The organism is Burkholderia sp. Z1, assembly GCF_014893795.1.
In the GTDB taxonomy this organism is placed as follows: domain Bacteria; phylum Pseudomonadota; class Gammaproteobacteria; order Burkholderiales; family Burkholderiaceae; genus Burkholderia; species Burkholderia theae.
Genome location: NZ_JACFYL010000001.1, coordinates 2,665,838 through 2,687,414, shown reverse-complemented (window position 1 = coordinate 2,687,414; position 21,577 = coordinate 2,665,838). Strand labels below are relative to the sequence as shown.

Below are 21,577 nucleotides of genomic sequence, written 5' to 3'. Positions count from 1 at the left end.
ATCACCATGAAAGCCATCGAAATCACCGAATTCGGCGCCCCCGACGTGCTGAAGCTTGCGGAGCGTCCGCGCCCCGAACCGAAGCGTGGCGAGGTGCTGATCAAGGTGGCGGCTTCCGGCGTGAATCGGCCTGACGTCTTTCAGCGCAAGGGGGCGTATGCACCGCCGCCGGGCGCGTCGGATCTGCCGGGTCTCGAGGTCGCGGGCGAAATCGTCGGCGGCGACTTGTCCGATGCCGCGCTGAATCCGTTCGGCCTGGAGCTTGGCGATCGCGTGTGCGCGCTGCTCGCGGGCGGCGGTTATGCCGAGTATGCGGTCGCGCCGCTGCTGCAGTGCCTGCCGGTGCCCGGCGGGCTGACCGACATCGAGGCCGCGTCGCTGCCCGAAACGTTCTTCACCGTGTGGAGCAACGTGTTCGACCGTGCGCAACTCGGCGCGGGCGAGGGGGGCGAGCATGAGACGCTGCTCGTGCAGGGCGGCTCGAGCGGCATCGGCGTCACGGCGATCCAGATCGCGCATGCGCTCGGCTTTCGCGTGTTCGCGACGGCCGGCACCGCCGACAAGTGCCGTGCGTGCGAGGCGCTCGGCGCCGAACGCGCGATCAATTACAAGACCGAAGACTTCGTCGAGGTCGTGAAGTCGCTGACGCACGATCGCGGCGTCGACGTGATCCTGGACATGGTGGCGGGCTCGTATGTGCCGCGCGAGCTGTCCGCGCTCGCGGACGGCGGCCGCCTCGTGCTGATCGCGCTGCTCGGCGGTGCGAAGGCCGACGTGAACCTGAGCGAGATCCTGCGTCGCCGGCTGACGGTGACGGGTTCGACGCTGCGGCCGCGTCCGGTCGAGTTCAAGGCGCGCATCGCCGCGCAGCTGCAGGCGCGCGTGTGGCCGCTGATCGCCGACGGCCGCATCAAGCCGGTGATCTACCGTGTGCTGCCGGCCGCGGAAGCCGCGCAGGCGCATGCGCTGATGGAAAGCAGCGAGCACACCGGCAAGATCGTGCTCGATTGGGGTACGAACGCCTGACGCCCGTGCGGCCGGGCTTGACATGCGCGGTTTGACCGGTTCAAGCCGTGCGCAGTAAAATCGCCGGTTTGCTTCGCCAGATCAAACCTGACCGCCGGTTTCCGGCGCGTTAATGACACAGCGGTGACGAGACAGACACGATGTCGAAACAGAGAATAAAGCGGGTGATCGGCAACTGGAAGATGCACGGCCGGCTGGCCGGCAACCAGGCGTTGCTGAACGAAGTGGTGCAGGGCGCGGACGCCGTGGCGGCCGAAACGTCGGTCGGCGTGTGCGTGCCGTTCCCGTATCTCGCGCAGGTTCAGGCGCAGCTTGGCGGCGGTCGTGTCGCATTCGGCGCGCAGGACGTGTCCGCGCACGAGCAGGGCGCGTTCACCGGCGAAGTGGCGGCCGCGATGGTTGCCGAGTTCGGCGCACGCTATGCGATCGTCGGCCACTCGGAGCGTCGCGCGTATCACGGCGAAAGCAGCGAGACGGTCGCGGCGAAGACGCAGCGCGCGCTCGCGGCCGGCCTCACGCCCGTCGTGTGCGTCGGCGAGACGCTCGACGAGCGCGAGTCGGGCGCGACCGAGCAGGTCGTCGGTGCGCAGCTCGACGCGGTGCTGGCCGTGCTGACGGCTGACGAGGCGGTGCGCATCGTCGTCGCGTACGAGCCGGTCTGGGCGATCGGCACGGGCAAGAGCGCGACGTCGGCGCAGGCGCAGGACGTGCACGCGTTCCTGCGTGCGCGTCTCGCGGCGAAGGGTGCGGCGGACGTGTCCGTGCTGTACGGCGGCAGCGTGAAGCCGGACAACGCGGAAGAGCTGTTCGCGCAGCCGGACATCGACGGCGGCCTGATCGGCGGCGCGTCGCTGAAGGCGGAAGATTTCCTGGCGATCTGCCGGGCCGCGCGTTGAGCGGTCCGAGATCGAATTGAACCATGACGGCGGCCGGTCGATCCGGTCGCCCGATCCAATCGGGTGGGTGTGATGCTGTTATTCAAAACGCTGATTATTGTGGTGCAGGTACTGTCTGCACTTGGTGTGATTGGTCTCGTGCTGCTGCAGCACGGCAAGGGTGCCGACATGGGCGCTGCATTCGGCAGCGGCGCGTCGGGCAGCCTGTTCGGTGCGACGGGCTCGGCGAACTTCCTGTCGCGCACGACGGGTATCCTCGCGACGATCTTTTTTATCGCGACGCTCGCGCTGACGTACCTCGGTTCGTACAAGTCGACGCCGTCGGCAGGCGTGCTGGGCGCGGCGGCGACCGCTCCGGCACCGGTGTCCGCCGCATCGGCGCCGGCTGTCGCGGCGTCCGCTGCAGCGGGTTCGGCTGCAAGCGCGCCGGGCCAGGACGTCCCGAAATAAAAAGTCAAAAATTTTGCGGTTGTGCGTTGAACAATTCTGGAAGTCGGGTTAGAATTTAATTCTTGAAGCGATTCGCGGGAAACGAGCAGCATAACCCGAGTTGCATGCAGTGCCGACGTGGTGAAATTGGTAGACACGCTATCTTGAGGGGGTAGTGGCGAAAGCTGTGCGAGTTCGAGTCTCGCCGTCGGCACCAAAGTTACTCAATGCCAGCCGCTTCTAGTGGCTGGCATTTTTCATTTCTGGGGTGTGCTTGCGGTTGTCTTGCGATCGCATGCACTCCGAAATGATTCCTTCCGCCGGATAGTGGTATTCTCCGGACGCTCAGAACTAACCGATAGAGGATTGCCTTGAACCTCGCAGCCTATTACCCCGTCTTGTTGTTCCTCCTCGTGGGCACTGGTTTAGGTATAGCGCTGGTCAGCATCGGCAAGCTCCTTGGTCCCAACAAGCCGGACGTCGAGAAGAACGCACCGTACGAGTGCGGCTTCGAAGCCTTTGAAGACGCCCGGATGAAATTCGACGTTCGGTATTACCTCGTCGCCATCCTGTTCATCATCTTCGATCTCGAAACCGCATTCCTGTTCCCGTGGGGCGTCGCGCTCCGGGACATCGGCTGGCCGGGTTTCATCGCAATGATGATTTTTCTGCTCGAATTCCTGCTGGGCTTTGCCTATATCTGGAAGAAAGGCGGGCTCGATTGGGAGTGATGGGTTAATCGCCGGTTTGCATGAGCGGCCACGCTCGGTCGCTCGTCTGGAGTGGAAAGCAAATGAGTATCGAAGGGGTCTTGAAGGAAGGGTTTGTCACCACGACGGCTGACAAGCTGATCAACTGGACGCGTACCGGCTCGCTGTGGCCGATGACGTTCGGGCTCGCGTGTTGCGCCGTCGAGATGATGCATGCGGGCGCGGCCCGTTACGATCTGGACCGGTTCGGCGTCGTGTTTCGTCCGAGCCCGCGTCAATCGGACGTGATGATCGTTGCCGGCACGCTCTGCAACAAGATGGCACCCGCACTGCGCCGCGTGTACGACCAGATGGCCGAGCCGCGCTGGGTGATCTCGATGGGGTCGTGCGCGAATGGCGGCGGCTACTACCACTACTCGTATTCGGTGGTCCGCGGCTGCGACCGGATCGTGCCGGTCGACGTCTACGTGCCGGGCTGCCCGCCCACGGCCGAGGCGCTGGTCTACGGCGTGATCCAGCTTCAGGCGAAGATCCGCCGCACCAATACCATCGCCCGTCAATAAAGCCCCGAGCGTCCCCTCAATATGGCAAGCAAAATCGAGACTCTCAAGGCAAACCTCGAAGCCGCGCTCGGCGCGCGCGTGGTGAGCCTTACCGAAGCGATCGGTGAACTGACGCTCGTCGTGAAGGCGAGCGATTACCTCGAAGTCGCAAAGACGCTTCGCGACGATCCGAAGCTCCGTTTCGAGCAACTGATCGACCTCTGCGGCGTCGACTACCAGACCTTCGGCGACGGCGCCTACGACGGCCCGCGCTTCGCGGCCGTGTCGCACCTGCTGTCGGTCACGAACAACTGGCGCCTGCGCCTGCGGGCATTCGCGCCGGACGACGACCTGCCGATCGTGGCATCGCTGGTCGACATCTGGACCTCCGCGAACTGGTACGAGCGCGAAGCGTTCGACCTGTACGGCATCGTGTTCGAAGGCCACCCCGACCTGCGCCGCATCCTCACCGACTACGGCTTCATCGGCCACCCGTTCCGCAAGGACTTCCCGGTGTCGGGTTACGTCGAAATGCGTTACGACCCGGAAGAGAAGCGGGTCGTGTACCAGCCGGTGACGATCGAGCCGCGCGAAATCACGCCGCGCGTGATCCGCGAGGATCGCTATGGCGGTCTGAAACATTAAGGGGGCGTCATGGCAGAAATCAAGAACTACACGCTCAACTTCGGCCCGCAGCACCCGGCAGCGCACGGCGTGCTGCGCCTGGTGCTCGAGCTTGACGGCGAAGTCATCCAGCGCGCCGATCCGCACATCGGCCTGCTGCACCGCGCGACCGAAAAGCTCGCGGAATCCAAGACCTTCATCCAGTCCGTGCCGTACATGGACCGTCTCGACTACGTGTCGATGATGGTCAACGAGCACGGCTATGTGCTCGCGATCGAAAAGCTGCTCGGCATCGACGTGCCGGAGCGCGCGCAGTACATCCGCGTGCTGTTCGACGAGATCACGCGCGTGCTGAACCACCTGATGTGGATCGGCGCACACGCACTCGACGTCGGCGCGATGGCCGTGTTCCTGTACGCTTTCCGCGAACGCGAAGACCTGATGGACGTGTACGAAGCGGTGTCCGGCGCCCGGATGCACGCGGCGTACTACCGTCCGGGCGGCGTCTACCGCGATCTGCCTGACGCAATGCCGCAATACAAGGCGTCGAAGATTCGCAACGAGAAGGCGCTCGCGAAGATGAACGAATCGCGCAGCGGCTCGGTGCTCGACTTCATCGACGATTTCTTCACGCGCTTCCCGAAGTGCGTCGACGAATACGAAACGCTGCTGACCGACAACCGGATCTGGAAACAGCGTCTGGTCGGGATCGGCGTGGTCAGCCCGGAACGCGCGCTGCAGATGGGCCTGACGGGCCCGATGCTGCGCGGCTCGGGCATCGCGTGGGATCTGCGCAAGAAGCAGCCGTACGAAGTGTACGATCGCATGGATTTCGACGTGCCGGTCGGCGTGAACGGCGATTGCTACGACCGCTATCTGGTCCGCGTCGAGGAAATGCGCCAGTCGATCCGCATCGCGAAACAGTGTATTGAGTGGCTCCGAAAGAATCAGGGCCCGGTGATGACGGACAATCACAAGGTTGCACCGCCGTCGCGCGTCGGCATGAAGACCAACATGGAAGACTTGATTCACCACTTCAAGCTCTTCACCGAAGGTTTCCATGTGCCGGAAGGCGAAGCATACGCGGCGGTCGAGCATCCGAAGGGTGAGTTCGGCATCTACCTCGTGTCGGATGGTGCCAACAAGCCGTATCGCCTCAAGATTCGCGCACCGGGTTTCGCTCACCTGGCGTCGCTCGACGAAATGGCGCGCGGTCACATGATCGCCGACGCCGTCACGATCATCGGTACGCAGGACATCGTGTTCGGCGAGATCGATCGCTAATGGTTGCGCCGCCCGCACGAGCGGGCGGCGAGCAGTAAGTCACACGCGATGCGCGCTGAACCGGTGCGGCTTCGCAAGCTGTCAACAGAGTGAGCGCCAGGTCTGCCGTCCATGCACCCCAGTGTGCGGCAGGTTGTTCGTTCGGTAGGAATTGAAAGAGTCGTGTCTGAAAATGATCTCAGCTGAAGGCCTGAAAGAAATCGATCGAGCGTTGACGAAGTATCCCGCCGATCAGAAACAGTCCGCCGTGATGTCGGCGTTGGCCGTTGCTCAGGAAGAGCATGGCTGGCTGTCGCCCGAACTGATGCAGTTCGTTGCGGACTATCTCGGCATGCCGGCCGTTGCCGTGCAGGAAGTCGCGACGTTCTACACGATGTACGAGCTCAACCCGGTCGGCAAGCACAAGATCACGCTTTGCACGAACCTGCCGTGCCAGCTGGGTCCGGACGGCGGCGCGGAAGCGACTGCCGACTACCTGAAACAGAAGCTGGGCATCAGCTTCGGCGAGACCACGCCCGACGGCAAGTTCACGCTGAAGGAAGGCGAATGCATGGGCTCGTGCGGCGATGCGCCGGTGCTGCTGGTGAACAATCACAGAATGTGCAGCTTCATGAGCCGCGAGAAGATCGACCAGCTGCTTGAGGAGCTCTCGAAATGACGTCCCTCCACGACCGTCACATCAAACCGCTGATCCTCGCTGGTCTGAACGGCGAGAACTGGCATCTCGAAGACTACGTTGCGCGCGGCGGCTACAAGCAGCTGCGCCGCATTCTCGAAGAAAAGATCACGCCCGAGCAGGTGATCGCCGACGTGAAGGCGTCGGGCCTGCGTGGCCGTGGCGGTGCGGGCTTCCCGACCGGCCTGAAGTGGAGCTTCATGCCGCGCCAGTTCCCGGGGCAGAAGTACCTCGTCTGCAACTCGGACGAAGGCGAGCCGGGCACGTTCAAGGATCGCGACATCCTGCGCTGGAACCCGCACGCGCTGATCGAAGGCATGGCCATCGGCGCATACGCGATGGGCATCACCGTCGGCTACAACTACATCCACGGCGAAATCTTCGAAGTGTATCGACGCTTCGAGGCCGCGCTCGATGAAGCGCGCGCAGCCGGGTTCCTCGGCGACAACATCATGGGCTCGGAATTCTCGTTCCAGCTGCACGCGCACCATGGTTACGGCGCGTACATCTGCGGCGAGGAAACGGCGCTGCTCGAGTCGCTCGAAGGCAAGAAGGGCCAGCCGCGCTTCAAGCCGCCGTTCCCGGCGAGCTTCGGCGTGTACGGCAAGCCGACCACGATCAACAACACCGAGACGTTTGCCGCGGTGCCGTTCCTGCTGTCCATCGGGCCGCAGAATTACCTCGAGATCGGCAAGCCGAACAACGGCGGCACGAAGATTTTCTCGGTGTCGGGCGACGTCGAGCGTCCGGGCAACTACGAAGTGCCGCTCGGCACGCCGTTCGCGACGCTGATGGAGCTCGCCGGCGGGATGCGCGGCGGCAAGAAGATCAAGGCCGTGATTCCGGGCGGTTCGTCGGCACCGGTGATCCCGGGCGACATCATGATGCAGACCGATCTCGATTACGACGCGATCGCGAAGGCGGGCTCGATGCTCGGTTCCGGCGCGGTGATCGTGATGGACGAGACGCGCTGCATGGTGCGCTCGCTGCTGCGCCTGTCGTACTTCTACTACGAGGAATCGTGCGGCCAGTGCACGCCGTGCCGTGAAGGCACCGGCTGGCTGTATCGCGTCGTGAACCGTATCGAGCACGGCGAAGGCCGTCAGGAAGATCTGGACCTGCTGAACTCGGTTGCCGAGAACATCATGGGCCGCACGATCTGTGCGCTCGGCGATGCGGCGGCGATGCCGGTGCGCGGGATGCTCAAGCACTACTGGGACGAATTCGCGTACCACGTCGAGCACAAGCACTGCATGGTCGGCGGCCACGCGCCGCATGTGGCTGCGGCAGCCTGAAGCGAAACACCCGGTTGCGGAATTTGAGCGCACGGTCGGGCGAACGCGCGAACGAGCGGAAATAGGTTAAGGACCATTCACCATCATGGTTGAACTTGAAATAGACGGCAAGAAGGTCGAGGTGCCCGAAGGCAGCATGGTGATCCAGGCTGCGCACAAGGCGGATACGTACATTCCTCACTTCTGCTATCACAAGAAACTGTCGGTTGCGGCCAACTGCCGGATGTGTCTCGTCGAAGTCGAGAAGATGCCGAAGGCCGTGCCTGCCTGCGCGACCCCCGTGTCGGCCGGCATGATCGTTCACACGCAGTCCGACAAGGCTGTGAAGGCGCAGCAGTCGGTGATGGAATTCCTCCTCATCAATCACCCGCTCGATTGCCCGATCTGCGATCAGGGCGGCGAATGCCAGCTGCAGGATCTGGCGGTCGGCTACGGCAAGTCGTCGTCGCGCTACGCGGAAGAGAAGCGCGTGGTGTTCCACAAGAACGTGGGCCCGCTGATCTCGATGGAAGAAATGTCGCGCTGCATCCACTGCACGCGCTGCGTCCGCTTCGGCCAGGAAATCGCCGGCGTGATGGAGTTCGGCATGCTGGGCCGCGGCGAGCACTCGGAAATCACGACGTTCGTCGGCAAGACGGTCGACTCCGAGATGTCGGGCAACATGATCGACCTGTGCCCGGTCGGCGCGCTGACCAGCAAGCCGTTCCGCTACAGCGCCCGTACCTGGGAACTGTCGCGCCGCAAGTCGGTGAGCCCGCACGATTCCGTCGGCGCGAACCTCGTCGTGCAGGTGAAGAACAACCGCGTGATGCGCGTGCTGCCGTTCGAGAACGAAGCAATCAACGAATGCTGGATCTCGGACAAGGACCGCTTCTCGTATGAAGGCCTCAACAGTGAAGAGCGCCTGACGAAGCCGATGCTGAAGCAGGGCGGCCAGTGGATCGAGACCGACTGGCAGACCGCGCTCGAATACGTCGCGAAGGGCCTGAAGGGCATCGCCGCGGATCACGGCGCGAACGCGCTGGCGATGCTCGCGAGCGCGCACAGCACCGCTGAAGAGCTGTTCCTCGTGAAGCAGCTCGCCAACGAACTGAAGACGCCGAACGTCGATTTCCGTCTGCGTCAGCAGGATTTCTCGGCGCCGGTCCAGGGCGCACCGTGGCTCGGCATGCCGATCGCCGACCTGTCGAACGTGGATGCCGCGTTCGTCATCGGTTCGTTCCTGCGCCGCGACCACCCGCTGTTCGCCGCCCGCCTGCGCCAGGCCGCGAAGAACGGCGCGAAGCTGCACTTCCTGCACGCGACCGGTGACGACGCACTGATCCCGACCGCGCAGCGCATCGTCGCCGCGCCGTCGGCATGGCTCGACGAACTGGCCGGCATCGCCGCGGCCGTCGCGCAACTGCGCGGCGTCGCGCTGCCCGACACGCTCGCGGGCGTCACGGCATCGCCGGCTGCACAGACGGTCGCTCAAGCGCTCGCGAACGGCGAACGCCGCGCGGTGCTGCTCGGCAACGTCGCGGTCCGCCATCCGGAATTCGCGAAGCTGCACGCTGTCGCCCAGTGGATCGCCGACAACACCGGCGCCACGTTCGGCTTCCTGACGGAAGCGGCGAACACGGTCGGTGCGCACGTCGTCGGCGCGCTGCCGGGCGACGGCGGCCTGAATGCACGCGAAGCGTTCGCGCAGCCGCGCAAGGGCTACGTGCTGCTGAACGTCGAACCGGAATTCGATACGGCCGATCCGGCGCAGGCGCTTGCCGCGCTGAACCAGGCGGAAATGGTCGTCGTGATGTCGCCGTTCAAGCACGGCCTCGACTACGCCGACGTGCTGCTGCCGGTTGCGCCGTTCACGGAAACGGCCGGCACGTTCGTCAACGCGGAAGGCACCGTGCAGAGCTTCAACGGCGTCGTGCGCCCGCTCGGCGACACGCGTCCGGCCTGGAAGGTGCTGCGCGTGCTCGGCAGCCTGCTCGGCCTGCCGAACTTCGAATACGAGACGGCGGAAGAAGTGCGTCTCGCGGCGCTCGGCGACGCAGGGGTTGCCGGCCGTCTGTCGAACCAGACGTCGGTCGCGCCGGCGCGCGTTGCAGCGAATGCCGCGAACGGCGGCTTCGAGCGCCTCGCCGATGTGCCGATCTATCACGCCGACGCGCTCGTGCGCCGCGCAGGTGCATTGCACCTGACGGTCGCCGCGAAGGCAGCGAATGCCGCAGCCCTGCCGGCCGCGTTGTTCGACAAGCTGGGCTTGAAGGAAGGCGACGCCGTGCGCGTGCGCCAGGGCGAGCGTGCGGTGCAGTTGCCGGCCGTGCGCGACGCGAATCTTGCGGAGACGGTCGTTCGCGTGTCGGCGGCAACGCCTGCCGGCGCAGCGCTCGGCAGCCTGTCCGGTGAACTGGTGGTGGAGAAGGCGTAAATGAGCTTGTTCGATACGATCAACGCGGGCGGATCCCAGCTTCTCGGCTTCGCGTGGCCGACGGTGTGGGCAATCGTGCGCATCCTCGTCGTCTCCGTCGTCATCCTGCTGTGCGTCGCGTACCTGATTCTGTGGGAACGCAAGCTGATCGGCTGGATGCACGTGCGTCTCGGTCCGAACCGCGTCGGCCCCGGCGGCCTGCTGCAGCCGATCGCCGACGTGCTGAAGCTGCTGCTGAAGGAAGTCATTCAGCCGAGCGCGGCCAGCCGGTGGCTGTACCTGATCGCGCCGGTCATGACCGTCGTGCCGGCGTTCGCGGTGTGGGCCGTGATCCCGTTCCAGGCTGAAGCCGTCCTCGCGAACGTGAACGCGGGCCTGCTGTACGCGATGGCGATCTCGTCGATCGGCGTGTACGCGGTGATTCTCGCGGGCTGGGCATCGAACTCGAAGTACGCGTTCCTCGGCGCGATGCGCGCCGCAGCGCAGATGGTTTCGTACGAAATCTCGATGGGCTTCGCGCTGGTGCTGGTGCTGATGACGGCCGGCAGCCTGAACCTGTCGGAAATCGTCGGTTCGCAGCAGCACGGCTTCTTCGCGGGCCACGGCGTGAACTTCCTGTCGTGGAACTGGCTGCCGCTCCTGCCGGCGTTCGTCGTCTACTTCATCTCGGGCATCGCCGAAACGAACCGTCACCCGTTCGACGTGGTGGAAGGGGAGTCGGAGATCGTCGCGGGTCACATGATCGATTACTCGGGCATGGCGTTCGCGCTGTTCTTCCTCGCCGAGTACATCAACATGATCGTGATCTCGGCGCTGGCTGCGACGCTGTTCCTCGGCGGCTGGGATGCACCGTTCGAGTTCCTGTCGTTCATTCCGGGCATCTTCTGGCTGGTGCTGAAGGTCTTCGCACTGCTGTCGGTGTTCATCTGGGTCCGTGCGACGTTCCCGCGTTACCGTTACGACCAGATCATGCGCCTGGGCTGGAAGGTGTTCCTGCCCGTCACGGTGATCTGGGTGATCGTGGTCGGCTTCTGGATGATGTCGCCGCTCAACATCTGGGTGAAGTAAAGATCGGACGAAATCATGACGGCTATCCAACACTTCTTTAAGACCTTCTTCCTGACCGAGCTGCTGAAAGGGCTCGCGCTGACCGGTCGTTACACGTTCAAGCGCAAGGTCACCGTGCAGTTCCCGGAAGAGAAGACGCCGATCTCGCCGCGCTTCCGCGGGCTGCACGCGCTGCGCCGCTACGAGAACGGTGAAGAGCGCTGCATCGCGTGCAAGCTGTGCGAGGCCGTGTGCCCCGCCATGGCGATCACGATCGAATCGGAAACGCGCGCGGACAACACGCGCCGCACGACGCGCTACGACATCGACCTGACGAAGTGCATCTTCTGCGGTTTCTGCGAAGAGAGCTGCCCGGTCGATTCGATCGTCGAGACGCAGATTCTCGAGTACCACGGCGAAAAGCGCGGCGACCTGTATTTCACGAAGGAAATGCTGCTCGCGGTGGGCGATCGCTACGAGAAGGACATCGCTGCGGCAAAGGCTGCCGACGCGCCGTATCGTTGATTGTGTTTGCAGTGCCGGCCCGAAGCACGGGCCAGCCGCCGCGACGGGTGCGGGCGTCCCGCAAGCCGCGCCTGACTATGGCCTAACGATGAACCGGTAATCATGGAATTCACGACCGTACTGTTCTACATCTTCGCGCTGCTCCTGGTGGTATCAGGGCTGAAGGTGATCACTTCGCGCAACCCGGTGGCGTCTGCGCTTTTCCTTGTGCTGGCGTTCTTCAACGCCGCCGCGATCTGGATGCTGCTGGAAGCGGAGTTCCTCGCGATCCTGCTGGTGCTGGTGTACGTGGGCGCCGTGATGGTGCTGTTCCTGTTCGTCGTGATGATGCTGGACATCAACATCGACTACCTGCGTCGCGACTTCAAGCGCTTCGTGCCGATGGCGACCTTGGTCGGCGCGATCATCGTGATCGAGACCGCGCTGATCCTGTGGCGCGGCTACGGCGACACGCACACCGTGCACGCAATGGCGACGGGCGAAATGGCCAACTGGTCGAACACGCGACTGATCGGCAAGGTGATCTACACCGACTACATCTTCGCGTTCGAAATCGCCGGCCTCGTGCTGCTGGTCGCGATCATTGCCGCGATCGGGCTGACCGAGCGCAAGGGCAAGGACAGCAAGCGCCAGCGTGTGTCGGATCAGGTCAAGGTGCGCCGCGACGACCGCGTGCGCCTCGTGAAGATGGACGCCGAGAAGCCGGAGCCGGAAGCGGCGCAGAGCGAAGCCGGTTCGGGCAACAACGGCTAAGCGGAGAAAAGAAAACCATGTTGACTCTTGCTCATTACCTCGTGCTCGGCGCGATTCTGTTCGCGATCAGCATCGTCGGGATTTTCCTGAACCGCCGCAACATCATCATCATCCTGATGGCGATCGAACTGATGCTGCTGGCGGTGAACACCAACTTCGTCGCGTTCTCGCACTATCTCGGCGATATACACGGCCAGATCTTCGTGTTCTTCGTGCTGACGGTCGCCGCAGCGGAAGCCGCGATCGGTCTCGCGATTCTGGTGACCCTGTTCCGCAAGCTCGACACGATCAATGTCGAGGATCTCGATCAGCTCAAAGGTTAATCTCAGGCTACGCTGTTATGTCAACGACACTCAATGAAAACCTGCTGCTGGCGATTCCGCTCGCTCCGCTGGCCGGCTCGCTGATTGCGGGGCTGTTCGGGAACGCAGTCGGGCGCAAGGGCGCACACCGGATCACGATCCTCGGCGTGATGATCGCGTTCCTCCTGTCGGCGAAAGTCTTCCTCGACGTGATGGGCGGCGCGAGCTTCAACGCGACCGTCTACGAATGGATGAACGTCGGCTCGCTGAAGCTCGAAGTCGGCTTCCTCGTCGATTCGCTGACCGCGATGATGATGGTCGTCGTGACCTTCGTCTCGCTGATGGTGCACATCTACACGATCGGCTACATGGCGGAAGAAGACGGCTACCAGCGCTTCTTCTCGTACATCTCGCTGTTCACGTTCTCGATGCTGATGCTCGTGATGAGCAACAACTTCCTGCAGCTGTTCTTCGGCTGGGAAGCGGTGGGTCTGGTGTCGTACCTGCTGATCGGCTTCTACTTCACGCGTGAGAGCGCGATCTACGCGAACATGAAGGCGTTCCTCGTGAACCGCGTGGGCGACTTCGGCTTCCTGCTCGGCATCGGCCTGCTGCTCGCATTCGCCGGCTCGATGAACTACGGCGAAGTGTTCGCGAAGCGCGCCGAGCTCGCGAGCCTGCACTTCCCGGGCACCGACTGGGGCCTGCTGACCGCCGCCTGTATCTGCCTGTTCATCGGCGCGATGGGTAAATCGGCTCAGTTCCCGCTGCACGTGTGGCTGCCGGACTCGATGGAAGGCCCGACCCCGATCTCGGCGCTGATTCACGCGGCGACGATGGTGACGGCCGGCATCTTCATGGTGGCGCGCATGTCGCCGCTGTTCGAGCTGTCGGACACCGCGCTGTCGTTCATCATGGTGATCGGCGCGATCACGGCGTTGTTCATGGGCTTCCTCGGCATCATCCAGAACGACATCAAGCGGGTGGTCGCGTATTCGACGCTGTCGCAGCTCGGCTACATGACCGTCGCGCTCGGCGTGTCCGCTTACCCGGTCGCGTTGTTCCACCTGATGACGCACGCGTTCTTCAAGGCGCTGCTGTTCCTCGGCGCGGGCTCGGTGATCATGGGCATGCACCACGACCAGGACATCCGCAACATGGGCGGCCTGCGCAAGTACATGCCGATCACGTGGATCACGTCGCTCGTCGGCTCGCTCGCGCTGATCGGTACGCCGTTCTTCTCGGGCTTCTACTCGAAGGACTCGATCATCGACGCGGTGAAGCTGTCGCACCTGCCGGGTTCGGGCTTCGCGTACTTCGCGGTCGTCGCGAGCGTGTTCGTCACGGCGCTGTACTCGTTCCGCATGTACTTCCTGGTGTTCCACGGCGAAGAGCGTTTCCGCAAGCCGAAGCATCCGGAATCGCCGATGGGCATGGCGGCCGCGCATGGCCATGACGACCACGGCCATGGCCACGGTCATGACGACCACGCGCACGAACCGCACGAGACCCCGTGGGTCGTGTGGGTGCCGCTCGTCCTGCTGGCGATCCCGTCGGTGATCATCGGTGCGATCGCGGTCGGCCCGATGCTGTTCGGCGACTTCTTCGCGCACGGCGTGGCGTTCGACAAGGTGATCTTCATCGGCGAAAACCATCCGGCGCTGGCCGAGATGGCCGAGGAGTTCCACGGCTGGGTGGGCATGGGCCTGCACTCGGTGTCGGGCCTGCCGGTCTGGCTCGCGCTCGCCGGTGTCGTCGTCGCATGGTTCCTGTACCTGAAGCGTCCGGAGCTGCCGGCGTCGATCCGCCGCGCGTTCGGCCCGATCTACACGCTGCTCGACAACAAGTACTACATGGACAAGATCAACGAGGTGGTGTTCGCCCGCGGTTCGGTGGCGATCGGCCGCGGCCTGTGGAAGGAGGGTGACGTCGTGGTGATCGACGGCCTCGTCAACGGCAGCGCGCGGTTCATCGGCTGGTTCGCCAGCGTGATCCGCTTCCTCCAATCCGGTTACATCTATCACTACGCGTTCGCCATGATCATCGGCATGCTGGGGCTCCTGACCCTGTTTGTAACGCTCGGCGGCAAATAAGGCGGGGGGACAACTTAATGCACGCTTTTCCGATTCTGAGTACCGCGATCTGGCTGCCGATCGTTTTCGGCCTCCTCGTGCTTGCGGTGGGTAACGACAAAAATCCGGGGACGGCCCGCTGGGTCGCGCTGATCGGTTCGCTGCTCGGCCTCGCGGTCACGATTCCGCTGATCACGGGCTTCGATTCGAGCACGGCCGCGCTGCAGTTCGTCGAGAAGTCGACCTGGATCGAACGCTTCGACATCTCGTATCACCTCGGGGTCGACGGCATCTCGATGTGGTTCGTCGTGCTGACCGCGCTGATCACGGTGATCGTCGTGATCTCCGCGTGGGAAGTGATCACCGAGAACGTCGCGCAGTACCTCGCGGCCTTCCTGATCCTGTCCGGGATCATGATCGGCGTGTTCTCGGCGGCCGACGGCCTGCTGTTCTACGTGTTCTTCGAGGCGACCCTGATCCCGATGTACATCATCATCGGCGTGTGGGGCGGCCCGAACCGCGTGTATGCGGCATTCAAGTTCTTCCTGTACACGCTGGCCGGCTCGCTGCTGATGCTGGTCGCACTGATCTACCTGTACACGGAAACGCACTCGTTCGACCTGGCGACGTGGCAGAACGCGAAGATCGCGATGACGCCGCAGATCCTGCTGTTTATAGCGTTCTTCCTTGCGTTCGCAGTGAAGGTGCCGATGTGGCCGGTGCACACCTGGCTGCCGGACGCGCACGTGGAAGCGCCGACGGGCGGCTCGGTCGTGCTGGCCGCGATCATGCTGAAGCTCGGCGCGTACGGTTTCCTGCGCTTCTCGCTGCCGATCACGCCTGACGCGAGCCACTTCCTGGCCCCCGTCGTGATCACGCTGTCGCTGATCGCGGTGATCTACATCGGCCTCGTCGCGATGGTGCAGGCCGACATGAAGAAGCTGGTCGCGTATTCGTCGATCGCGCACATGGGCTTCGTCACGCTCGGCTTCTTCATCTTCAACCAGCTCGGCGTCGAAGGCGCGATCATCCAGATGATCTCGCACGGCTTCGTGTCGGGCGCGATGTTCCTTTGCATCGGCGTGCTGTACGACCGCGTGCACTCGCGCCAGATCGCCGACTACGGCGGTGTCGTCAACGTGATGCCGAAGTTCGCGGCGTTCGCGATGCTGTTCTCGATGGCCAACTGCGGCCTGCCGGGTACGTCGGGTTTCGTCGGCGAGTTCATGGTGATTCTCGCAGCCGTCCAGTACAACTTCTGGATCGCATTCGGCGCGGCGTTCACGCTGATCCTCGGCGCGGCCTATACGCTGTGGATGTACAAGCGCGTGTACTTCGGCGCGGTCGCGAACGATCACGTCGCCAAGCTGAAGGATATCGGCCGTCGCGAATTCGTGATGCTGGCCGTGCTTGCCGCGTTCACGCTGCTGATGGGCCTGTATCCGAAGCCTTTCACCGACGTGATGCACGTTTCCGTGGAAAACCTCCTCTCCCATGTCGCGCAGTCCAAGCTGCCGCTGGCGCAGTAATCGCGAGCGGAGGAACTCAAGATCATGAACGCTCCTATGAATGTCCTGTTGCCTGACGCGCTGGTGATGGCTGCCATCGTCGTCGCATGGCTGAACGACACCTTTACCGGTGCCTCAGGCCGTCGCCTGACCTATCTGATCGCGGTCGTATCGTCGGTCGTCGCCGGCGTGTGGTTCGCCGTGCAGGCACTCGACCCGCAGCAGTACTACTTCTTCTCGAAGATGATCGTCGTCGACTCGTTCGCGAGCATGATGAAGGCGGTCGTGTCGTTCGGTTTTGCGGTCTCGCTCGTTTATTCGCGCAAGTACCTCGAAGATCGCGACATGTTCCGCGGCGACGTGTTCCTGCTCGGCATGTTCTCGCTGCTCGGGCAGCTGGTCATGGTGTCGGGCAACAACTTCCTGACGCTGTACCTCGGTCTCGAACTGATGTCGCTGTCGCTGTACGCGGTCATCGCGCTGCGCCGCGACGCCGCGCAGTCGAGCGAAGCCGCGATGAAGTACTACGTGCTGGGCGCGCTTGCGTCGGGCTTCGTGCTGTACGGCATCTCGATGCTCTACGGCGCGACCGGCTCGCTCGAGCTGGGCGAGGTGTACAAGGCGGTCGGCGGCAACACCGACGCAGCCGTGCTGATGTTCGGCGTGATCTTCATCGTCGCCGGTATCGCGTTCAAGCTCGGCGCCGTGCCGTTCCACATGTGGGTGCCGGACGTCTATCAGGGCGCACCGACCGCGATGACGCTGTTCGTCGGCGGCGGCCCGAAGGTTGCCGCGTTCGCGTGGGGCCTGCGCTTCCTGGTGATGGGCCTGCTGCCGCTCGCACAGAACTGGCAGACCGCGCTCGTGATCCTCGCCGCGCTGTCGCTGATCGTCGGCAACATCACGGGTATCGTCCAGCGCAACATCAAGCGGATGCTCGCGTATTCGGCGATCTCGAACATGGGCTTCGTGCTGCTCGGCCTGCTCGCGGGCATCGTGAAGGGCGACGCGGCGGCACCGGCGAACGCATACAGCTCGGCGATGTTCTACGCGATCGTCTACCTGATCACGACGCTCGGTTCGTTCGGCGTGGTGATGCTGCTGGCGCGCCGCGATTTCGAAGCCGAAACGATCGACGACTTCAAGGGCCTCAACAAGCGCAGCCCGGTGTTCGCGTTCGTGATGATGGTCATGATGTTCTCGCTGGCGGGCATCCCGCCGACCGTCGGCTTCTACGCGAAGCTCGCCGTGCTCGAGGCGACCGTCAACGCGGGTCTCACGTGGCTGGCCGTGCTGGCCGTGATCACGTCGCTGTTCGGCGCGTTCTACTACCTGCGTATCGTGAAGCTGATGTACTTCGATGCGCCGCAGGATTCGACGCCGATCTCGGGCGATTTCTGCAAGCGCACGATCCTCGTGCTGAACGGCCTTGCGGTCGTCGTGCTCGGCCTGATCCCGAGCCCGCTGCTGACGGCCTGCCTGCAGGCGATCCGTCACACGCTGCCGCTGTAATGTCGGCAGCTGGCTGGTTTATCGTGCTGTTGGCGCTCGTGTGCGCCAACCTGCCGTTCCTGAACCAACGCCTCTTCGCCGTCGTGCCGTTCGGCGCGGCGAAGAAGAGCGCGTGGGTGCGGATCGGCGAGCTGATCGTGCTGTATTTCGTCGTCGGTGCACTCGGCTTCTGGCTCGAGTCGCGCGCCGGCAACCGCTTCGAACAGGGCTGGCAGTTTTACGCGATCACGTTCAGTCTTTTCATCGTGTTCGCGTTTCCCGGCTTCACGTTCCAGTATCTCGTCAAACGACGCTGACGGCTCCGGCCGTCGCGCTCAATCTTGGAGCCGCCGATGGCCGAACTACCCAATCACGACGCCGCACTGACCGAAACCTGCCTCGAGAGCGAGGCGATCTTCGACGGCGCGTTCCTCAAGCTCAAGCGCGACACCGTCCGCCTGCCGGACGGCAAAAAGGCCCTGCGCGAATACGTGCAGCACCCGGGCGCGGTGATGGTGATCCCGCTGTTCGACGACGGCCGCGTGCTGATGGAAAGCCAGTTTCGCTACCCGATCGGCAAGGTGATGGCCGAATTTCCGGCCGGCAAGCTCGACCCGAACGAAGGCGCGCTCGCGTGCGCGGTGCGCGAACTGCGCGAGGAAACGGGTTACACGGCACGCGAATATGTGTTCCTGGCCCGCATTCACCCGATCATTTCCTATTCGACCGAATTCATCGACCTGTACCTTGCGCGCGGGCTGACCGCGGGCGAGCGCCAGCTCGACGAAGGCGAATTCCTCGAGACCTTCACCGCGACGCAAGCCGACCTGCAGGAATGGGTGCGCACGGGGCAGATCTCCGACGTGAAGACGATCATTGGCACGATGTGGCTCGACAAGGTGCTGTCCGGCACCTGGCCGCTCGGCCCGGTCCTGACGCCCTGAGCGCAGCGTCAGCGGCGGGTGGGGCGCCGCGTTACAATCCGGTGACGCGGCGCTTCCGCGTCGCGCGATCGGGATTTAGCACGATCGTTCACAAAACCTGTTTTTGCGCTACACTCGCCACACGCCCTGATTCAGCATGAAGGTCCTCGATTTACAGTGCCCGCACGGTCATCGGTTCGAAGGCTGGTTCGCTTCCGCCGATGAATTCGAAGCGCAGTTGTCCCGCAAGCTGGTCGAATGTCCGGTGTGCGGGACGACCGAGGTCAACCGTCTGCCGTCGGCGCCGCGCCTGAACTTGTCGGGCGCGACGCAGGCACAGCCGGCCGATCCGCGTGCGCTGCAGGCGCAGGTGATGCGCGCGCTGCGCGAGGTGCTGGAGAAGACCGAGAACGTGGGCGAGCGCTTCGCCGAGGAAGCGCGGCGCATCCATTACAACGAGGCGCCGGCACGCAGCATCCGTGGCGTCACGACGCCGGAAGATGCGCAATCCTTGGTCGAAGAAGGCATCGACGTGATGCCGCTGCCGATTCCCGCCGCGCTGAAAGAACCGCTGCAATGACGTACGCAGTGGATCCTTGCCCGGCTGGACGGCCGTGGCGAGCGTCTGCATGGGACCGGAGTAACCGCTAAAGCGCTAACTCCGGTCGACAGGAGACACTGCGCATGGATCTGGATTATTCCCCTGCCGACGACGCGTTCCGCGTCGACGTTCGTGCCTGGCTCGAGGCCAACCTGCCTCATGCACTGCGCGCCAAGGTACTCGATCACAAACGACTCGACCGCGAGGATTTCGCGAGCTGGCACCGGATTCTCGGCCGGCGCGGCTGGTCCGCGCCTGCCTGGCCGGTCGAATACGGCGGCCCGGGCTGGGACGCGACGCAGCGACACATCTGGGATGAGGAGTGTGCGCGGATCGGTGCGCCGACCGTGCTGCCGTTCGGCGTGTCGATGGTCGCACCGGTACTGATGAAATACGGCAGCGAAGCGCAGAAGCGTCACTATCTGCCACGCATTCTCGACGGCTCGGACTGGTGGTGCCAGGGCTACTCGGAGCCGGGTTCCGGGTCCGACCTCGCGTCGCTGCGCACGCGCGCCGAACGCCAAGGCGACCACTACGTCGTCAATGGCCAGAAGACCTGGACGACGCTCGGCCAGTACGCCGACATGATGTTCTGCCTCGTGCGCACCGATCCGGACGCGAAGAAGCAGGAGGGCATCTCGTTCCTGCTGATCGACATGAAGACACCCGGCATTACGGTACGCCCGATCGTCATGCTCGACGAGGACCACGAGGTCAACGAGGTGTTCTTCGAGGACGTGAAGGTGCCGGTCGAGAATCTCGTCGGCGACGAGAACCGCGGCTGGACCTACGCGAAATACCTGCTTGGCCATGAGCGCACCGGTATCGCGCGCGTCGGCGCGTCGAAGCGCGAACTCGCGTTCCTGAAGCGCGTGGCGTCGAACCAGCGCAAGAACGGCAAGCCGTTGCTTGCCGATCCCGTGTTCGCGGCGAAGGTCGCGGCGCTCGAAGTCGAGCTGATGGCGCTCGAGGTGACGGTGCTGCGTGTGGTCAGCCGCGAGACGAGCGGCAAGGGGCCGGGCCCCGAGGCGTCGATGCTGAAGATCAAGGGTACCGAAGTGCAGCAGGCGCTCACCGAGTTGATGGTCGATGCGATCGGTCCGCTCGCCGCGCCGTTCGACGTGCCGTTCCTCGACGGCGAGCGCGAGCACAGCATCGCGGGCGACGACGATGCGGCGCCGCTTGCCGCCTACTACTTCAATTACCGGAAGACGTCGATCTACGGCGGTTCGAACGAGATCCAGAAGAACATCATCGCGCAGATGATTCTGGGTCTGTGATCACGGAACGGGAGCGGAGACAACCATGGATTTCAGCTTTACCGATGAGCAGCAGCAGTTCGCCGACGCGCTGCACCGTTATCTCGGCGAGCAATATGGCTTCGATGCACGTCAGGCAATCGTGCGCAGCGACACGGGCGTGTCGGACACGCAATGGAGCGCGTTCGCGGAACTGGGGCTGACCGCACTGCCGGTGCCGGACGCACAGGGTGGCTTCGGCGGCGGCCCGGTCGACATGCTGGTCGTGATGCAGGCGCTCGGCCGCGCGCTCGTGATCGAGCCGTACTGGGCAACGGCGGTCGGCGTCGAGGCGCTGCGCATCGCAGGCTCCGGCGCAGGCGAGGATGCCGCGCTGCTGGAGGCGGTCGCGCAGGGGCAAAAGCGCCTGGCGGTTGCGTTCCACGAACCGCATGCGCGCTACGACCTGTTCGAGCTCGACACGCGCGCACACGAGCAGGGCGGCACGTATCGGCTGACCGGCATCAAATCGATCGTTCAGCACGGCGCACAGGCGCACGTGTGGATCGTGCCTGCGCGTGTCGACGACGGCGGCATCGGCCTCTTTGTCGTCGAACGGGATGCAGCGAACACGAAGGTGGTCGACTACCGGACCATCGACGGCCAGCGTGCCGCGACGATCGAGTTCAACGAGACGCCTGCCCGGCTGCTGACGGGCGGTGCACGCGACGCGGCCGCGCTCGAGCAGGTTGCCGATTACGCGACGTTCCTGCTGTGCGCGGAAGCGGTCGGCGCGCTCGACGAACTGAATCGCGCCACGGTCGAATACACGAAGACGCGCGAGCAGTTCGGCGTGCCGATCGCGCGTTTCCAGGCGCTGCAGCACCGGATGGTCGACATGCTGATCCATGCCGAGCAGGCGCGTTCGCTGACCTACCTGGCGGCGGTGCGCTACGCGAGCGGCGATGCCGATGCGCGACGCAAGGCCGTGTCGGCCGCCAAAGCGCGCGTCGGCGCGGCCGCGCGCTTCGTCGGCCAGCAGGCCGTCCAGTTGCACGGCGGCATGGGCGTGACCAACGAGGTAGCCGCCGCGCACCTGTTCAAGCGGCTGTCGATCATCGAGACGACGCTCGGCGACACCGATCATCATCTTGCCCGGATCGCGGCACTGCCCGATTTCGCGCAGGCCGACGCGGCATGACGGCGGCGCGCGAGCGCG

General features: G+C 64.0%; 22 protein-coding genes and 1 tRNA gene. All 23 read left to right on the top strand.

The window, feature by feature from the left end; translation table 11 throughout:
• The first annotated feature begins 6 nt into the window (after positions 1 to 6).
• The 23 genes from H3H55_RS12435 to H3H55_RS12325 all read left to right on the top strand — a co-directional run bounded on the left by H3H55_RS12435 (position 7) and on the right by H3H55_RS12325 (position 21,559).
• Positions 7 to 1,026, top strand: coding sequence for an NAD(P)H-quinone oxidoreductase (locus H3H55_RS12435; protein ID WP_129512610.1), 1,020 nt, complete (start codon positions 7 to 9; stop codon positions 1,024 to 1,026).
• A 140-nt stretch (positions 1,027 to 1,166) separates the two neighbouring features.
• Positions 1,167 to 1,922, top strand: coding sequence for a triose-phosphate isomerase (gene tpiA, locus H3H55_RS12430; RefSeq protein ID WP_129512609.1), 756 nt, complete (start codon positions 1,167 to 1,169; stop codon positions 1,920 to 1,922).
• 72 nt (positions 1,923 to 1,994) lie between these two features.
• Entirely contained in the window at positions 1,995 to 2,372 is a 378-nt protein-coding gene (secG, locus tag H3H55_RS12425) for a preprotein translocase subunit SecG (protein WP_048249357.1), read from the top strand.
• A gap of 111 nt (positions 2,373 to 2,483) precedes the next feature.
• Positions 2,484 to 2,568 (top strand) — tRNA-Leu (locus tag H3H55_RS12420).
• 154 nt (positions 2,569 to 2,722) lie between these two features.
• The gene (locus tag H3H55_RS12415) at positions 2,723 to 3,082 is read left to right on the top strand and encodes an NADH-quinone oxidoreductase subunit A (RefSeq protein WP_006398798.1); all 360 of its coding nucleotides are present in this window, start codon (positions 2,723 to 2,725) and stop codon (positions 3,080 to 3,082) included.
• A 62-nt stretch (positions 3,083 to 3,144) separates the two neighbouring features.
• Positions 3,145 to 3,624 carry a NuoB/complex I 20 kDa subunit family protein gene (locus H3H55_RS12410; RefSeq protein WP_006398799.1) on the top strand — a complete coding sequence of 160 codons (480 nt, stop codon included), beginning with the start codon at positions 3,145 to 3,147 and terminating at the stop codon, positions 3,622 to 3,624.
• A gap of 21 nt (positions 3,625 to 3,645) precedes the next feature.
• The gene (locus H3H55_RS12405; protein ID WP_006478264.1) at positions 3,646 to 4,248 is read left to right on the top strand and encodes an NADH-quinone oxidoreductase subunit C; all 603 of its coding nucleotides are present in this window, start codon (positions 3,646 to 3,648) and stop codon (positions 4,246 to 4,248) included.
• Positions 4,249 to 4,257: 9 nt separating this feature from the next.
• Positions 4,258 to 5,511: an NADH-quinone oxidoreductase subunit D gene (locus H3H55_RS12400; RefSeq protein WP_193098762.1), complete on the top strand. Its 1,254-nt coding sequence runs from the start codon at positions 4,258 to 4,260 to the stop codon at positions 5,509 to 5,511.
• A gap of 172 nt (positions 5,512 to 5,683) precedes the next feature.
• Entirely contained in the window at positions 5,684 to 6,169 is a 486-nt protein-coding gene (gene nuoE, locus H3H55_RS12395; protein WP_129512606.1) for an NADH-quinone oxidoreductase subunit NuoE, read from the top strand.
• Positions 6,166 to 7,482, top strand: a complete 1,317-nt coding sequence (nuoF, locus tag H3H55_RS12390; protein WP_048249360.1) for an NADH-quinone oxidoreductase subunit NuoF — start codon at positions 6,166 to 6,168, stop codon at positions 7,480 to 7,482. The genes nuoE and nuoF overlap by 4 nt, the downstream gene beginning before the upstream one ends.
• Positions 7,483 to 7,567: 85 nt before the next feature.
• Positions 7,568 to 9,898, top strand: coding sequence for an NADH-quinone oxidoreductase subunit NuoG (nuoG, locus tag H3H55_RS12385; protein WP_193098761.1), 2,331 nt, complete (start codon positions 7,568 to 7,570; stop codon positions 9,896 to 9,898).
• Positions 9,899 to 10,966 carry an NADH-quinone oxidoreductase subunit NuoH gene (gene nuoH, locus H3H55_RS12380; protein WP_129512604.1) on the top strand — a complete coding sequence of 356 codons (1,068 nt, stop codon included), beginning with the start codon at positions 9,899 to 9,901 and terminating at the stop codon, positions 10,964 to 10,966.
• 15 nt (positions 10,967 to 10,981) lie between these two features.
• Positions 10,982 to 11,470, top strand: a complete 489-nt coding sequence (nuoI, locus tag H3H55_RS12375; RefSeq protein WP_014896508.1) for an NADH-quinone oxidoreductase subunit NuoI — start codon at positions 10,982 to 10,984, stop codon at positions 11,468 to 11,470.
• A gap of 102 nt (positions 11,471 to 11,572) precedes the next feature.
• Positions 11,573 to 12,223 (top strand): NADH-quinone oxidoreductase subunit J, encoded by a 651-nt coding sequence (locus H3H55_RS12370; protein ID WP_129512603.1) that lies wholly within the window; start codon positions 11,573 to 11,575, stop codon positions 12,221 to 12,223.
• A gap of 17 nt (positions 12,224 to 12,240) precedes the next feature.
• Complete coding sequence (gene nuoK, locus H3H55_RS12365) at positions 12,241 to 12,546, top strand: NADH-quinone oxidoreductase subunit NuoK (RefSeq protein ID WP_048249367.1); 306 nt, start codon at positions 12,241 to 12,243, stop codon at positions 12,544 to 12,546.
• Positions 12,547 to 12,563: 17 nt separating this feature from the next.
• Entirely contained in the window at positions 12,564 to 14,618 is a 2,055-nt protein-coding gene (gene nuoL / locus H3H55_RS12360) for an NADH-quinone oxidoreductase subunit L (RefSeq protein WP_129512602.1), read from the top strand.
• A gap of 17 nt (positions 14,619 to 14,635) precedes the next feature.
• Positions 14,636 to 16,126, top strand: a complete 1,491-nt coding sequence (locus H3H55_RS12355) for an NADH-quinone oxidoreductase subunit M (RefSeq protein WP_129512601.1) — start codon at positions 14,636 to 14,638, stop codon at positions 16,124 to 16,126.
• 36 nt (positions 16,127 to 16,162) lie between these two features.
• The gene (nuoN, locus tag H3H55_RS12350) at positions 16,163 to 17,617 is read left to right on the top strand and encodes an NADH-quinone oxidoreductase subunit NuoN (protein ID WP_193099487.1); all 1,455 of its coding nucleotides are present in this window, start codon (positions 16,163 to 16,165) and stop codon (positions 17,615 to 17,617) included.
• Positions 17,617 to 17,913, top strand: a complete 297-nt coding sequence (locus H3H55_RS12345; protein ID WP_034184896.1) for a DUF2818 family protein — start codon at positions 17,617 to 17,619, stop codon at positions 17,911 to 17,913. The genes nuoN and H3H55_RS12345 overlap by 1 nt, the downstream gene beginning before the upstream one ends.
• Positions 17,914 to 17,949: 36 nt before the next feature.
• Positions 17,950 to 18,540, top strand: a complete 591-nt coding sequence (locus H3H55_RS12340) for an NUDIX domain-containing protein (protein ID WP_193098760.1) — start codon at positions 17,950 to 17,952, stop codon at positions 18,538 to 18,540.
• A gap of 136 nt (positions 18,541 to 18,676) precedes the next feature.
• Positions 18,677 to 19,099 (top strand): DUF1178 family protein, encoded by a 423-nt coding sequence (locus H3H55_RS12335; RefSeq protein WP_006478278.1) that lies wholly within the window; start codon positions 18,677 to 18,679, stop codon positions 19,097 to 19,099.
• A gap of 104 nt (positions 19,100 to 19,203) precedes the next feature.
• Positions 19,204 to 20,400: an acyl-CoA dehydrogenase family protein gene (locus H3H55_RS12330; RefSeq protein WP_193098759.1), complete on the top strand. Its 1,197-nt coding sequence runs from the start codon at positions 19,204 to 19,206 to the stop codon at positions 20,398 to 20,400.
• Between the two features lie 25 nt (positions 20,401 to 20,425).
• Entirely contained in the window at positions 20,426 to 21,559 is a 1,134-nt protein-coding gene (locus tag H3H55_RS12325; RefSeq protein WP_193098758.1) for an acyl-CoA dehydrogenase family protein, read from the top strand.
• Positions 21,560 to 21,577: the final 18 nt, after the last annotated feature.